The organism is Hyphomicrobium sp., assembly GCF_035548195.1.
Classification (GTDB): Bacteria; Pseudomonadota; Alphaproteobacteria; order Rhizobiales; family Hyphomicrobiaceae; genus Hyphomicrobium_B.
This window is the reverse complement of sequence record NZ_DASZTY010000034.1, coordinates 108,982-123,789: the sequence shown is the minus strand read 5'-3', so window position 1 is coordinate 123,789 and position 14,808 is coordinate 108,982. Positions and strand designations below refer to the sequence as shown.

Annotated in this window: 11 protein-coding genes; 7 read left to right on the top strand and 4 right to left on the bottom strand. The window is 59.8% G+C overall.

Annotated features, from left to right (window positions below; translation table 11 throughout):
* Position 1: 1 nt before the first annotated feature.
* The 7 genes from trpA (at position 2) to VHB22_RS13525 (ending at position 6,786) form a co-directional block, all read left to right on the top strand.
* Positions 2-832, top strand: a complete 831-nt coding sequence (trpA, locus tag VHB22_RS13555; protein ID WP_325457514.1) for a tryptophan synthase subunit alpha — start codon at positions 2-4, stop codon at positions 830-832.
* 178 nt (positions 833-1,010) lie between these two features.
* Complete coding sequence (gene accD / locus VHB22_RS13550) at positions 1,011-2,090, top strand: acetyl-CoA carboxylase, carboxyltransferase subunit beta (RefSeq protein ID WP_325457513.1); 1,080 nt, start codon at positions 1,011-1,013, stop codon at positions 2,088-2,090.
* Between the two features lie 32 nt (positions 2,091-2,122).
* Positions 2,123-3,469, top strand: coding sequence for a folylpolyglutamate synthase/dihydrofolate synthase family protein (locus tag VHB22_RS13545; RefSeq protein WP_325457512.1), 1,347 nt, complete (start codon positions 2,123-2,125; stop codon positions 3,467-3,469).
* Positions 3,470-3,696: 227 nt separating this feature from the next.
* Positions 3,697-5,217 (top strand): aldehyde dehydrogenase, encoded by a 1,521-nt coding sequence (gene adh / locus VHB22_RS13540; protein WP_325457511.1) that lies wholly within the window; start codon positions 3,697-3,699, stop codon positions 5,215-5,217.
* A gap of 130 nt (positions 5,218-5,347) precedes the next feature.
* The gene (locus VHB22_RS13535; RefSeq protein WP_325457510.1) at positions 5,348-5,716 is read left to right on the top strand and encodes a DUF779 domain-containing protein; all 369 of its coding nucleotides are present in this window, start codon (positions 5,348-5,350) and stop codon (positions 5,714-5,716) included.
* A complete protein-coding gene (locus VHB22_RS13530) occupies positions 5,716-6,144 on the top strand; it encodes a DUF779 domain-containing protein (protein ID WP_325457509.1) in 429 nt (142 codons plus the stop codon). The genes VHB22_RS13535 and VHB22_RS13530 overlap by 1 nt, the downstream gene beginning before the upstream one ends.
* 42 nt (positions 6,145-6,186) lie before the next feature.
* Entirely contained in the window at positions 6,187-6,786 is a 600-nt protein-coding gene (locus tag VHB22_RS13525) for a cysteine hydrolase family protein (protein ID WP_325457508.1), read from the top strand.
* 115 nt (positions 6,787-6,901) lie between these two features.
* On the opposite strand, the gene trxA is transcribed toward VHB22_RS13525, so the two are convergent.
* From trxA to VHB22_RS13505, 4 genes are all read right to left on the bottom strand, one after another.
* A complete protein-coding gene (gene trxA / locus VHB22_RS13520; RefSeq protein ID WP_325457507.1) occupies positions 6,902-7,234 on the bottom strand; it encodes a thioredoxin in 333 nt (110 codons plus the stop codon).
* Between the two features lie 95 nt (positions 7,235-7,329).
* Entirely contained in the window at positions 7,330-10,917 is a 3,588-nt protein-coding gene (gene addA / locus VHB22_RS13515; RefSeq protein WP_325457506.1) for a double-strand break repair helicase AddA, read from the bottom strand.
* Positions 10,914-14,033, bottom strand: coding sequence for a double-strand break repair protein AddB (gene addB / locus VHB22_RS13510; RefSeq protein WP_325457505.1), 3,120 nt, complete (start codon positions 14,031-14,033; stop codon positions 10,914-10,916). Before addB ends, addA begins: the two co-directional genes overlap by 4 nt.
* Positions 14,033-14,788, bottom strand: a complete 756-nt coding sequence (locus tag VHB22_RS13505; protein WP_325457504.1) for a nucleotidyltransferase family protein — start codon at positions 14,786-14,788, stop codon at positions 14,033-14,035. The genes addB and VHB22_RS13505 overlap by 1 nt, the downstream gene beginning before the upstream one ends.
* Between the last annotated feature and the right edge of the window lie 20 nt (positions 14,789-14,808).

Here is a 14,808-nt window from a genome sequence, read left to right as displayed (position 1 = left end):
AATGACTATGCACAAAACACGTATCGACGCGCGCTTCGCGGCGCTGAAGAAAGAGAAGCGCCCAGCGTTGATTACATTCGTCACGGCCGGCGATCCCGATCTCGAAACAAGTGCGGCGATCCTTGGCGGACTCGCGGGCGCCGGCGCCGATGTGATCGAGCTCGGCATGCCGTTTTCGGATCCGATGGCGGACGGTCCGGCGATCCAGGCGTCGTCTCAACGGGCGCTGAAGGCCGGACAGACGATGATCAAGACGCTCCAGATGGTGCGCGATTTCCGTGCCAAGGATGATACGACGCCGATCGTTCTGATGGGCTACTACAACCCGATCTACGTCTACGGTAACGAGCGCTTCATCAAGGACGCCAAGAGCGCGGGGGTTGATGGTCTCATCGTCGTGGATGTGCCGCCCGAGGCTGACGATGAACTCTGCCTCCCGGCGCTGAAAGCTGGACTCAACTTCATCCGGCTTGCGACGCCGACGACGGACAAGGCGCGTCTGTCGGCGGTCCTTAAGAACACCTCGGGTTTTGTTTACTATGTCTCGATCACTGGGATTACGGGCGCCGCGGCTCCTGTGGTAAACGACGTTCAGAAGCATGTGAGCGCGATTAAAGCCGATACCTCGCTTCCTGTGGTTGTGGGTTTCGGCGTGAAATCTGGGGAACAAGCACAAGCTTTGGCGAAAGTCGCCGATGGGGTGGTTGTCGGGTCCGCCCTGGTCTCGAAGATAGAAAAATCTTTGGGATCAAGGGGTGAGGCGACACCAGCCACTCCAAACGCGGTGTTGGGGCTGGTGAAAGAATTAAGCGCAGCGTTGTGCACCGGCTAGCGTGGCGAGACGATTGGCTCTATTGGGAATGTCGCCTCTGCACCCCATTTTGTGCAGTGCCTAGCGCAAGCCAAAGGTGTGGCGCTAAATTGATAGCAGCCGACCGCGAGCTTGACGTCGTGCCCGCACGTGAAAGCGGTAAGCACACTTTGCAGCGGACTACGAGGAGCCTGCCCGAGTGAATTGGATCAACAACGTTGTCCGCCCGAAGATCAGCGGTCTGTTGTCGACAGCGAAGCGCGAGGTGCCCGACAATCTCTGGGTGAAATGCCCGGAGACGGGCGAGATGGTCTTTTACAAAGACCTCGAAGCCAACCAGTTCGTCGTCCCTGGCTCCAACTACCATATGCGAATGGATTCGCAGCAGCGCCTGCGCCATCTGTTCGATCAGGGCGATTATCAGGTCGTCGCCGTTCCGGCCGTGCAGCAGGATCCGCTCAAGTTCCGCGATGGCCGGAAATACACGGATCGCTTAAAGGACGCAAAGGCGACGACCAAGCTTGAGGATGCCGTTCTCGTTGGCGAAGGTCAGCTCGACGGGCAGAAAGTCGTAGCAGCCGTTCAGGACTTCCGCTTCATGGCGGGCTCGCTCGGCATGGCTGCGGGCGAAGCGCTGATAACGGGTATGCTGCGCGCCGTCGAGATGAAGTCGCCGTTCATTCTTTTCGCCGCGTCGGGTGGCGCCCGTATGCAGGAAGGCATCCTGTCGCTGATGCAGATGCCCCGCACGACGATTGCGGTTCAACGCCTCAAGGACGCCCGGCTGCCGTATATCGTCGTTCTCACCGATCCGACGACGGGCGGCGTCACGGCATCTTACGCGATGCTTGGAGACGTTCATATCGCGGAGCCAGGCGCACTGATTTGCTTCGCGGGTCCGCGCGTCATTCAGCAGACGATCCGCGAGCAGCTTCCCGATGGTTTCCAGCGCGCCGAATATTTGCTTTCGCATGGCATGGTCGACATGGTCGTCCATCGCCACCAATTGCGCGAGACGCTGTCGCGCGTCTGCCGACTGTTGATGGGCGGAGCCCACGTCGCGAAATCTAAAGACGCGCGCAAGATGAACGGCAAGCCATACATGAACGGTGCGGCCGTCGATGCGAAAGTCATGGAAACGGCCGCACGTGAGACGGGTGGCGTTGTCGAGCCGGAAGTCGTTCCGAACAGTCAGCGGTTCGAACCGCGGAAGTCGGATAAACGCCGAGACGATGCAGCTACGGGTGCCAGCGGCAAGGATGCGCCGCACGGCGCCTGATCGGGAAAACAACAAAAATAAAGACGACTGCCATGACCCCGTCGAAGACCCGGCCTTCGAGCGATGTGCTGCTGAACGATCTCATGCTTCTTCATCCGAAGCTGATTGACCTGTCGCTCGGCCGGGTCGAGCGGCTCCTTGAGAAACTCGGCCATCCCGAGCAGAAGCTGCCTCCTGTGGTGCATATCGCCGGGACCAACGGCAAAGGGTCGGTCACGGCGTATCTGCGTGCGTTTATGGAAGCGGCCGGCAAACGCGTCCATGTCTATACGTCGCCGCATCTCGTGCACTTTCATGAGCGGATTGTGCTCGCGGGTGAGGATGGAATTGCCCACCCGATCGATGAGGACGGTCTCGTCGATGTGCTGATGCGCGTGCAGGCCGTCAACGACGGCGATGACATCACCCAATTCGAGATAACGACGGCTGCGGCGTTCCTCGCGTTCTCCGAGCGGCCCGCTGACGTTCTGTTGCTTGAGGTCGGTCTTGGCGGCCGCCTCGATGCAACCAACGTCATTACCAATCCGGCGTTGACGGTCATCACGCCTATTTCAATGGATCATGCAGAGAAGCTTGGTCCGACTCTCAGCAAGATTGCGGGAGAGAAAGCCGGAATTCTCAAGCGCGGCGTTGCAGGCGTCGTATCGCAGCAGCCGGACGAGGTTTTGTCGGTCATCGAGGCGCGCGCGCGGACGGTCGGTGCTGAGCTTTCGGTATGGGGCCGCGAGTTCGATGCCTACGAGCAGACTGGGCGTCTCGTCGTTCAACGCGATGATCGTCTCCTGGATTTGCCGCTGCCCGCCCTCGTCGGCCGGCACCAGATCGTCAATGCAGGGACGGCTATCGCCGCCGCTCTTGTGCTTGGCGACCGGATGCCGTCGCTGAAACTCGATGAACACGCCATTGAAATCGGGCTTCGCACGGTCGAGTGGCCGGCACGCATGCAACGGATCGCGTCTGGGCCGCTCCTCGACATCCTCGGCGAAGAGGCGGAGCTTTGGCTCGACGGCGGGCATAATCCGGCAGCGGGCGATGTGCTCGCTGACACGCTTGCTTCGCTCGACGAGAAATCGCCAAAGCCCGTCTATCTTATTGTCGGCATGATGGGACAGAAGGATGCGCTGGGATTTCTTGCGCCGTTCCGAGGGCTCGTTCGCGCCATCTACACGGTGCCTATACCGGGCGCGCACGAGGACCCGCACACGCAAGAAAACCTCGCGGAAATTGCGCGGGGTGCGGGCATGCAGGCGACAGATCGCGAAAACGTGATCGACGCTTTGGAGACGATTGCGACGCTCCCTAAGGGTCCGAAGCGGGTTCTTATCTGCGGTTCGCTTTATCTTGCCGGACACGTTCTCTCGCAGCAGCAATTGCAATAGTACGCGCGTCGAAGCGCTTATGGTTACGCTTTCGCCCCCGATGTCATAGACTAGGTGCCGGTCGGCTCAACCGGCTTTCGGCCGTCGAGACAAACATCGAACAGCCAAGCTTGGGCCTGTCCCTACTAATGAACGAGACGGCCGCTCTGGCTTCGTGCTGGGGGCCTGGGCTATCACTTCGCCCCAGAAGATGCCCCAAGCACATAATCAATCGGAGGAGACCCGCGATGCAGCATGTGGCTATGGACAAGCTGAAAGGCCGGCAGGTCATCAAGTCCCGCTATGACAATTTCATCGGCGGCAAATGGGTTGCCCCGGTGCGCGGCCAGTATTTCTCGAACGTGACCCCCATTACCGGCCAGCCGGTCTGCGAGATTGCGCGTTCGACGGCTGAGGATATCGAGCTTGCACTCGATGCTGCGCATAAGGCCCGCGAAGCGTGGGGCAACGCTGCTCCAGCCGAACGCGCGCGCGTGCTGGCGAAGATCGCCACTCGCATGGAAGAAAATCTCGATGTTCTCGCTCTCGTCGAAACGATCGACAACGGCAAGCCGATCCGTGAAACGACGCATGCCGACCTGCCGCTTGCGATCGATCATTTCCGCTACTTCGCCGGATGTATTCGGGCGCAGGAAGGGTCGATTTCGGAGATCGACCACGACACGGTCGCTTATCACTTCCATGAGCCGCTCGGTGTTGTCGGTCAGATCATTCCGTGGAACTTCCCGCTGCTGATGGCGGTGTGGAAGCTTGCGCCTGCGCTGGCCGCCGGCAACTGCGTCGTGCTGAAGCCGGCCGAACAGACGCCGATGTCGATCATGGTTTTGATGGACCTCATCGGTGATATTTTGCCCGAAGGCGTTGTCAACGTCGTCAATGGGTTCGGTGTCGAAGCTGGCAAGCCGCTTGCTCAGAACAAGCGCATTGCCAAGATCGCGTTCACAGGTGAGACGACGACCGGGCGCCTCATCATGCAGTACGCATCCGAGAACATCATTCCTTGCACGCTCGAACTCGGCGGCAAGTCGCCGAATGTGTTCTTCGCAGACGTGATGGATGCCGACGACGAATACTTCGACAAGTGCCTCGAAGGCTTCACGATGTTTGCTCTCAACCAGGGCGAAGTCTGCACCTGTCCGAGCCGTGCGCTTATCCAGCGTTCGATCTACGAGAAATTCATGGAGCGTGCTCTGGAGCGCGTCGTGAAGATCAAGCAGGGTCATCCGATGGACGCGACGACGATGATCGGCGCGCAGGCATCGAACGATCAGCTCGAAAAGATCCTGAGCTACATCGAGATCGGCAAGGGCGAGGGTGCACGCGTTCTGACGGGTGGTGCTCGCGCGAACCTCGGTGGCGAACTGGCGCAAGGCTACTACGTGCAGCCGACAGTTCTTGAAGGCCACAACAACATGCGCGTGTTCCAGGAAGAGATCTTCGGTCCGGTCGTCTCCGTCACGACATTCGAGGACGATGCCGAAGCACTCTCGATTGCCAATGACACGCTCTACGGGCTCGGGGCCGGCGTCTGGACGCGTAACGGCACGCGCGCTTATCGCATGGGTCGTGGCATCAAGGCCGGCCGCGTATGGACCAACTGCTATCATGCCTATCCGGCGCACGCAGCGTTCGGCGGCTACAAGCAGTCGGGTATCGGCCGCGAGACGCACAAGATGATGCTCGATCATTATCAGCAGACGAAGAACATGCTCGTTAGCTACAGCCCGAAAGCTCTCGGCTTCTTCTAGAGCTTCGGCAATCGAGAGGTTTGGCGGGGCGCATTCGATAGTCGAGGGCGTCCCGCTTTCGTTTCAGCCCTTCATTCGGCTGCCGCGGATAGCCATATACGCTTGTAATCGCGCTGTATGAGGTCGACGGATGACTTCCGCACAAATTTCGGCCACGCCGGGGGCTTCCACTGCGCTGCGTCGTGCTGTGGCGGAGCATGGAGCGTTGATGTTTCATACGAGCGGCGGCCGGGTTGGCGGGCGACAATATCCGATCTGCCTTCCAGCGGATGCTTTGCGGATTGGAGCGCGGGATCACTTGCTGGGCGAAGTTGAGGGCGTTCCAGTCTACGCCATGGAGGATCGCGAAGGCAGTATCGGGTGCCGAGCCGAGGCTTACGTGCTGGACGTTGCTCCGGGACCAGCGATCGGATTTTCAATCGCCGCTGCGCACAGCATGCGCTTTACTCTGACGCCGGTATCGGAAGGCGTTTGCTGCTCAGATTTTGGAGAAAGTTGATGTCGGTCGTAACGCCAGAAAAGCCAAAGGCAGAGGTTTCGCGCGTCTCGTGTACGGAGGCGACTCTGAAACTAATTAAGAAGCTCGCCGGCATTCACGGGCCATTGCTCTTCCATCAATCCGGCGGATGCTGCGATGGCAGTGCGCCGATGTGCTATCCGCGCGGCGAGTTCAAAGTCGGCGCGCAGGATGTCTATATGGGCGAGATCGGCGGTCAGCCGTTCTACATTGGACGCTCGCAGTTCGAGTATTGGCAGCACACGCACCTTATCATCGATGTCGTGCCGGGACGCGGCTCGGGCTTTTCGGTCGAGTCTCCCGAGGGCGTCCGTTTCCTGACGCGGTCGCGTGTCTTCACCGACGCGGAGAGCGACGCACTCGATGCGCTTGGTCCGCCGCCAACAGGCGCGGAACATCCGCCGGTCTGAGCGGTCAAATAACGCGATTGAAAAAGAAAGGAATGACGCAGCATGCCCGCATCAAAGACGCTACGCGATATCGCCGGTCTGGACAATTCACCGACGTCTATCGCCGACTCGGCGCTCGTTTTGATCGATTGCCAGAATACTTACCGCGAAGGCATCATGCAGCTTGAAGGTGTCGAACCCGCGCTTGTTGAGTGTCAGAAACTTCTGGCGCGTTATCGTGATGCTGGCCGCCCGGTCATTCACATTCAGCACGATGCGGGGGCAGGATCCCCGTACGATGTGAACGCTCCGATTGGAGCGATTTCAGATGTCGTGCAGCCGCGCGAGGGCGAGCCGGTTGTCGTCAAGACCTATCCGAGTTCTTTCGAGAAAACGAATCTCGACGAATTGCTTAAGGGCTACGGTGTCAAAGACGTGGCTCTTGTCGGGTTCATGACGCACGTCTGCGTCAACTCGACCGCGCGTGCAGCGTTCAATCATGGATACAGGCCCATCGTGGTGGCCAATGCGACGGCCACGCGTTCGCTACCGAGTCCAACGGGCGGCGTTACGTCGGCGAAGGACTTGCACGAGGCGAGCCTCACGGGGCTGCATGATATGTTCGCTGTCGTCGTCCCGAGTGTTGACGACATTCGTAATTAGCGAGTTTCGGGGAGGGGAGCCGCGCCGCGCCGGATGATCGGCGGCGGCGAATTTAAAAAAAGGCCCTGCGGGCATGCGCAGGGCCTTTGAGTTGGGGAGTATCAGTAGCTGGTGCTTAGACGGCAGCTGCAACGCTTGAATTGATCCAGTCTTCGAGCTTCTTCTTCTGCACGATTGCGCCCGTATGCTGTGCCGCAACCTTGCCGCCCTTGAAAATCAGCAATGTGGGCATGGCACGAATGCCGTATGTGCCCGTCACACGCGGGTTTTCGTCAACGTCGACCTTCACGACCTTGACCTTACCCGTAAGTTCTTTTGCGACTTGATCGAGCGCGGGTGCCATGGCCTTGCAGGGGCCGCACCACGTCGCATGAAAATCGACGAGAACGGGCTCGCTCGACTTCAGAACCTCTTCGTCGAAGCTTGCGTCTGTCACAGCATTAGCCATTGATCATTCTCCATTTCGAGGCCGGGGGATGGGGCCGGACCCGTTCTACGGCGTTCGCGTAACCGGGAAAACCGACCCCACAAGTAGGTATTGCCCTAGGGAGCGTCAAGGCTCTGGACATCCAAGTCCCAAAGCCGTGATTCGAAGCTATCGAGAACGTCTGTGGGGATCTCCATCAGGTGCGGGCCATCGGTCCATAGCAGCGCGGCGCGGACCCGACGACCGGGGTAAATCTCCCCAAGTGCCAGTCTATATGCCGCGAGTTGATACAGATATGCGGCCGCGACGAATTGAACATCGGATGGCGGCGGGCGGTTCGTCTTGTAATCTACGATCAACACCTCGTCTTTCGTTACGGCGAGTCGGTCGATTTGGCCCGAAAGGTCGAGCGCGGGGCCTTTGCCTTTGGCGCGCGGAATGACTGCGGCAATTGGCACCTCCGCCATGCTGTTCGGCCCGAAAAGCGCGGCGAAATTGGGCGTCGAAAGAATTTCGAGCGTTTCGCGGACGATGCTGGCGCGCGCTCTTGGGGTCAGCTGAGCACCACGCTTTTCGACAAATGCCATTGCAATCCGGCGGCGATCCGCCGTGTCAACGGACGGCAGATGTTGCAACAACGCGTGTGTCAGATTTCCGCGTAGGAAGCGATGCTCGGCATTTCCTGCAAGTGGCGATGGGCCGTCAAACGTGTGCGCCATATCGCGTTTTACCGGAATTACGGGTTCCCCTTCGGCATCAGGTGCGTAGGGTTCAAGCCGAGAGGGCGCGAGAGGTACGGACAGCTTTGGTTCCGGATGTATACGCGTTGTCGCGAAGGCAGGTCTATCCACGGCATCGATGATGCGCGTTTTTTCGTCTTGCGGCTTTTTGGGCTCCGCGAGCTGTGGCGATGAGATGCGTAAGATCTTTCGATCTTGTCCAGCGTCGATCTCATCGGCAAATGGGCGAAGTGCATCCGAAATGACGTTATACCAACAGGACGGATCGGGTGGTCTTCTGCCTTCGAAACCGGCGATGTAAAGGCGATCCCGGGCGCGCGTCATCGCGACATAAAGCAAGCGGTTGCGTTCTTCCTGCTCGCGCGCTTCGCGGAATTGCCGCGCCAAGGAAACCGCTTGGACACCGGACGTGCCCTTTACGGCCCAGACGATCGGTTCGGGAATGTCGGCAGGATGCTGGAGATGCGAAAGCTTTACCAGGCTTGCTCCAGCGATATCGCCGGATCGCGTCGTGCAGGTATCGGGAAGGAAGACAATTGGAGCTTCAAGGCCCTTGGCTCCGTGTACGGTCATCACGCGAACCTCGTCGCGCCCGTGCTCCATGTCGCGTTTTATTTCGGGTTCGAGTGTCCGGACATCGGCGAGAAACTGGGTGAGAGACGGCGGTGTGCCGTCATCATAGCTCAATGCCAGGTCGAGAAATTCGTCGATGGCGTCGGCAGCCTCGGGGCCAAGACGGTGCAAAAATTTTTCGCGGGCGCCATCGCGATCCAGGACATTGGAGAAAAATTCGAAGGGCGGCGTGAAGTCGGCCTTGGAGCGCCAGTGTTTGAGGGTTTCCGCGGCGTTCTTGTGCGCGGGCTTCATGTGGACGCTGTCGAGTAGCGCGGTCCAAAGTGTCTTGCTTTTTCGGCTCGGCGCGATGGCGAGCAGATCGTCGTCGTCGAAATCGAAGATTGGTCCTTTGAGCACGTTCGCCAGCGCGAGGTCGTCTTCGGGCAGGATCAGAAAATCGCCGAGCGCCATCAAATCCTGAACGGCGATTTGATCGGTCAGGGTGCTTCTGTCGGACCCTGCGACCGGGATGTTTCGTCGTTTCAACGCGGCGACCATGGGGATCGCGAACGGATTGCGCTTCCGGACGAGGATCAGGATATCGCCAGGGCGGATCGGCCTGTCTTCGGAGGCCAATCTCTCACCACTATCGAGCCAGCTCTTAATCGTGTCTGCGATACGTTCCGCCAGACGGTTGGCAGGGGAACGTTCGCTCGCATCGGACAGCGGGCTCCATGGGTCGGCGGGGGCCGGATCGTCGGGCTTTTCGGCCGGCCAAATCTCGACGAGTCCCGCTTGGCCGACACGGATAGCGTTGTGACGCGGCGGTGGGCCGCTTGCCGTCAGTCCGGGCGTCCTATCGGGTTGTGCGAAGACGTGATCGACGGCCGCGAGAACTGGTGCGACGGTACGAAACGACATCGTCAGTTCTATTGGATTCCACACCAATCCAGCATCGCGGGCAAGCGCGGCAAACCGGTCTCCGGCATCCGCAAACATCTTCGGGTCGGCCCCCTGGAACGAGTAGATCGACTGCTTTTCATCGCCGACGGCGAAAATCGTTCGAGGCGTGCCGTTGTGTGCGCTTTCGCCGGAAAAGAATTCGTGCGCGAGAGCTTGGACGATTTGCCATTGTTCGGGGCTGGTGTCCTGCGCTTCATCGACGAGAATATGGTCGAGACCGCCGTCGAGCTTGTAGAGAACCCATTGTGCCTGGCCGTTCTCTCCTTCGAGCAGCGATTTTGTTTTCACGATCAGATCGTCGAAGTCGAGCGCACCGGCAATGCGGCGCATTTCTGTGTAGCGCTGGAGGATAATGCCTGCGAGCGCATGGAGCGCCATGGACGATTCGACGAGTGTCAGCGCCTTAAGTTCGTTCCTCAACGCGAAAAATTTTTGTTGTGCGGCCTGACAGCGGCTATTCAGTCCGGGTTTTGCGGATGCCAGCGCCTTTGTCATCAGCGATTGGCGCGGCTCGCCGGAGGTTTTCAGGAAATAGCTCGCAAAAGCTTCGATGCGGCGTCCGGAGTCGAAAATGCCGATTGCTTCGGTGAGCTTGGTGACGTGCTTCACATCCGATGTTTTGCCGGTCGCGAGATGTCCGGCAAGTTCGCGCATGTCGTCATCGGAAAGCACATTTGCGCATTCGCGGTGGAGATCGGCGGCGGCAACCCCGGCGCGGACACCTAGAGTTTGCCGGAGGTACGTTTCCATTGCGGAGACGTCTTCGAGTGTGACGCCCGCTTCGCGCTGGCTTGTCACGTCGAGCCATCGGCGTTCCTTGACGGCATTATCAATCAATTTCTCGAACTGCGCATCGGTGGCGTAGCGAACGATCACGTCGAGAGCCTGTCCAAGCGGCGACTGCGGATTGGACGTCGCATCCATCAAGGTTTGCTCGACGGCCCGGGCTTTCATTTCGTTTGCCGCTGAATCGTCGAGGATTTTGAAGTCCGGCGGTACGCCTGCTTCGAGCGGGAATCTCTGCAGGAGGCGTTCGGCGAATGCGTGGATCGTCTGAACCTTCAGACCGCCTGGCGGTTCGATGGCGCGCGCGAAGAGCCGTCGCGCCAGTTGCAACATCTCTGCAGAAGGTTCGCTGCCGATGATCTCGCCAATTTCATTTTGGAGAGATTCTTGATTGGCGGTGACCCAGCCTGCGAGACGGTCGAAGACGCGGCGGGACATCTCGGCTGCCGCGGCCTTGGTGTAGGTCAGACATAAAATGCGTTCTGGCGACGTTCCGGCGAGCAGCAGCCGGAGCACGCGTAAGGTCAACACATGCGTCTTGCCCGTTCCGGCGTTCGCCCTGACCCACGCCGACGCGGACGGGTCAGCCGCGCGTCTCTGATGCCGGTTGGTTTCCTGCTGGAGCGTTTCGAGAGAGAGACGTTTTGTTTCGAGGTTCATGAGGACGATTCCTCATCGACATGCGCGGACCATTCTGCCACGCGCGCCAACTGCGCATAGGCGTCGTAATCGTAGTTGTAGCCGGGGCGGCGAACGGCGCGATAGGGTGTTGCCGGATTCTCGTATTCGATGATCAGGCGTTCAAGACCTTGGCGGGCTTTCTGGGCAAGGCCCGCGATGTCGTCGGATTTGACGAGGCGTTCTTCGCCCGCGGGCTCACCGCCGGAGGCGCGGACGTAACGAAGCGCTTCGACCGATCGATTGCCAAGGTGGGGAAAGCCAGTGTCGGCGAGAGCGATTGCGGCCTCCAGTGGCAACTGGGGTGCGCGGCCGTTCAAGACCCATTCGTGATTTGGAATGGCTCCCGTTTTGTAGTCGGTGATGACGATTGCATCGCCTTTGTCATCGATGCGGTCGGCGCGCGCAGTAAGCGTGAAAGGCTCTCTGCCGGATGCGAGCACGAGACTTCCAGAAATTTCGGCGATGACGTTGCGAACGCCCTCGCGCCGGTTGCCCTCGCTTTCGGCGAACCAGGAGAGGAAGCGTTTTAAGCGTGGCAGCCAGAATGCTGCGATGAGCGGATGGCCGGTAAAGCTTTCGAGGACCTGTTGCGCCAAGCGTTCCAACTCCACTAACGGCGCGTCCGGTAAATTCGCCGGATACTTTTCCGAGAAGCGGCGGAGAACGTCGTGGACGAGACCACCGCGCAGGCTTGCGTCAGGCGATGTACCGAGCGGCGGTAGCGGCTCCAGCTTCAAGATGTGGCGAGCGTAGGTCGCATAAGGGTTTGCGATCCAACGTTCTATCTCAGTGACGCTCATCCTGCGTGGACGGAGCGCGACGTCGGGTTTCGGTTCGGGCGGTTTGATAACGATGCGCCGGGCTTCGTCGATGCGATCGCGTGCGCGTGCCCAAGCGAGCCAAGGCTTTTCGGGCTTGAGCACAGATTCAAGGTCCATGCCTTTCAGGAGTGCCCTGATGCGCATCAGCCAGCGAGACGGTACAGTCGGTACGCCGTCAACCTTTTCGGCGCGCGTGAAATAGATTGTTCTGGCGCCAAGCAGCGAGGTGAAGTCGTGCGCGGCGCGACCGATTTCTTCTTCAGGCGAAGGCAGGCCAAGCTCGCGGCGCATCGGACGATTGAGCCATGCGCCTGGCTCGGCGGATTCGGGCCACGTCCCGTCGTTTAGGGAGCCGAGGATCAAAATGTCCGGCTGCTGCAAGCGCGCTTCGAAAGGCCCCCAAATCGATACGCGTGGATGCACCGCTGTGCGCTCGCGGACGTTTTCGCGCGCGAGAAGCGCCGCATAGAGGTCTGCGTAATCGGCGGGGTGAATCGATATTGGGGGTGTGTCCTCGTCGAGGAGCTTTGCGAAAAAGCGGGAGGCCGCTTCCCCTGCTTCGCCTTGCCAAAGCGGATTTTGCGATTCCGGTTTTGGTGTTTCGTCGTCCGGTAGCGCGGCGAGTGCCTCGGCGGTTTCAGCGTGGGCGCGTGCGAAGCCTGATAGGGGGTGCTCGTCAGCCGCCGAATAGAGGTCGTTCAACGGCTCGAATGCAGCAGCCATACGCGTAACGAGTTCGCGCGCGCCGTCGCAGTCTTCTGACCAGAGGCGTTGCGCCGCCGGGTGCATGCGCTTTTTTTCCGCGCGATCGCGTGCGGATGTTTCGAGTGCGGCAAGAATTCCGTCGATGCCGCGCCCGAGGTATGGGGCGCGGAAAGCGCTGATTTCGAGTGCTCTCGCATAACGGCGGATATCGAACGGTTTGAAACCGACGCGGCAGAGCGGGTGGCGCAGGAGGGCCATCGTTTCCGTGGGAGCAAAGCCGCTGACGACGGCGTTGATGACAAGCGCAAGGAATGCGCCTGGCACGGTCTTGGCGAAAGGACGACCGGCGCTGTCGTCGACGCGAATGCCCCAGGCTTCGAGCCTGATCGCTACGCGCCGCGCTAGCACACGATCGGGCGAAACGAGAGCGGCGGTTTGTCCAGGCGTTTCGACGGCTTCACGCAATATCAGCGCAACTGTTTCGGCTTCGTCCTGCGCTGATGGCGCTTCGATCAGGAAAACATCGGAAAGCGCATTCGTCAGTTGCGTTTTGTCAGCTTCGGCGGCGTAGCGATGCCATTTGTCCGTCGATATTGACGGCCGCATTGCTTCGCTGAAAAAATCCGCCCGCAGACGGCCCGTGTCGTCGAGAGCGATGCCGGACAACGTGCGGACATCGCGCCGTTGGATGTTCAAAGCGTCGAGCAGCTTCTTCAGGCCAAACTGCGGATGTTCCGGATGCTCTGGCGCGATGGCGGTCCAGCTTTCGTCATCCAATGATTGGTCGAGCGCCGGAAGCACAATGGCTCCCATCGGCCGGGCGAGGACGGCGCGCATCAGTTCAACTGTCGCCGGAATTGAACCGGTGACGCCCCCGACGATGACGATTTCTTCGGGTTTCAGCTTGGAAATGCGCGTCGCTTCACCGCGGATTAGCGTGTTGCGGCGTGCTTCCGGTGAGGTTTGTCCTGCAGCTTCGAGATACCTAGGCCAGAGCTCGGTGACGATCTTCAAAAAGTCGACGGTTTTCTGCCAGTGTTCCGCGTAAGTTTCGGGGACAAGATTGGTTATGCCTGAAAGCGAGACGCCTTCGCGTTCGATATCGTCCATCAGCTTGGCGAGTTCGGTCGCCAGCCGTGCAGCCTGAGCCGGTGTTGCGCCTGAGCTTTTATCGGATTGTGATCGCGCTATTTGTTCGCGCCAGCGGCCCACGAGCTGCATTAGAACGAGGATGCGATCCAGGGATTCAATCGCCGGTGGCTGCTCAAGCGCGTCCGCACCGGATGCGCCACTTTCGGCAAGTGTCGCGATAAGCGATCGGTCGTCTTCGCCTTCGGAGATTGGACGGATACGCGGCAGGATGATTGCTCGCGTGTTGGCAACGGATAGGAATGCATCACGGGCGGCGCGGGCGGCACGCCGGGTTGGCAGAAGCAGCGTGATTTTCGGCAGCGAAAGGCGTTCGGGTGGGCGTCCGCCCTGCGTTGGAAGATCGCCATCCAGAATGGCACGTGCGAGCGCTTGAAGAAACGGAACGCCTGGCGGCAGGGTGAAAATGTTCGGTGCCATCAATCCGCTCCCGGCAAAGCCGAACCGGCCCTCATCGATTCCGATATCGCTTTTTCCGCATCGTCGATTGCGTCGGGCGTGCCGACGTGCATCCAGATGCCTTCGAGGCGAACGCCGAAAAGGCGTCCCGCTTCGATGGCTTTGTCCCAAACGCGGTTCAGCGAGAACGGACCCTTCGGAGCGCCTTCGAAAAGGCGGGGATGGGCGATCGACACACCTGCGAACACAAACGGCGCCAGCCGCACACCGGACCGGCGTGTAAGACGTCCCGTTGCGTCCATATTGAAATCTCCCGGCCCGTCGTAGCCGGTGCTCATGGCGACGGAGGCGACGAGGAGGAGACTATCCATTGCGTTTTCATCCCATGAATCGATCAGCCGGTTCAGGTTCGAGCCCATACCCTCGATCCAGATAGAATCGGAATTATGGATCAGAAAAGCATCGCGGCCGAGTTTGGGAAGGGCGCGCATGACGCCGCCGCCGGTGTCGAGAAGTGTGTCGCGCTCGTCCGAAATGATAATCTTAGGCGATTTGCGGTGCGCGAGATGGTTTTCGATCCGATCGGCAAGATAGTGCACGTTGACGATAGCTTGTTTGATGCCGGCATCCGCCAAGCGGTCGAGCACGTGGTCGATGAGTGATTTTCCGTCCACGGGTATGAGGGGCTTCGGGCACGTTGCCGTAAGCGGACGCATCCTCTCTCCCTTTCCCGCGGCTAACACAAAGGCGCTGGATAGGCGCTTCGTGGAGGTCATCGGCGGGGTGTCTCCGGATT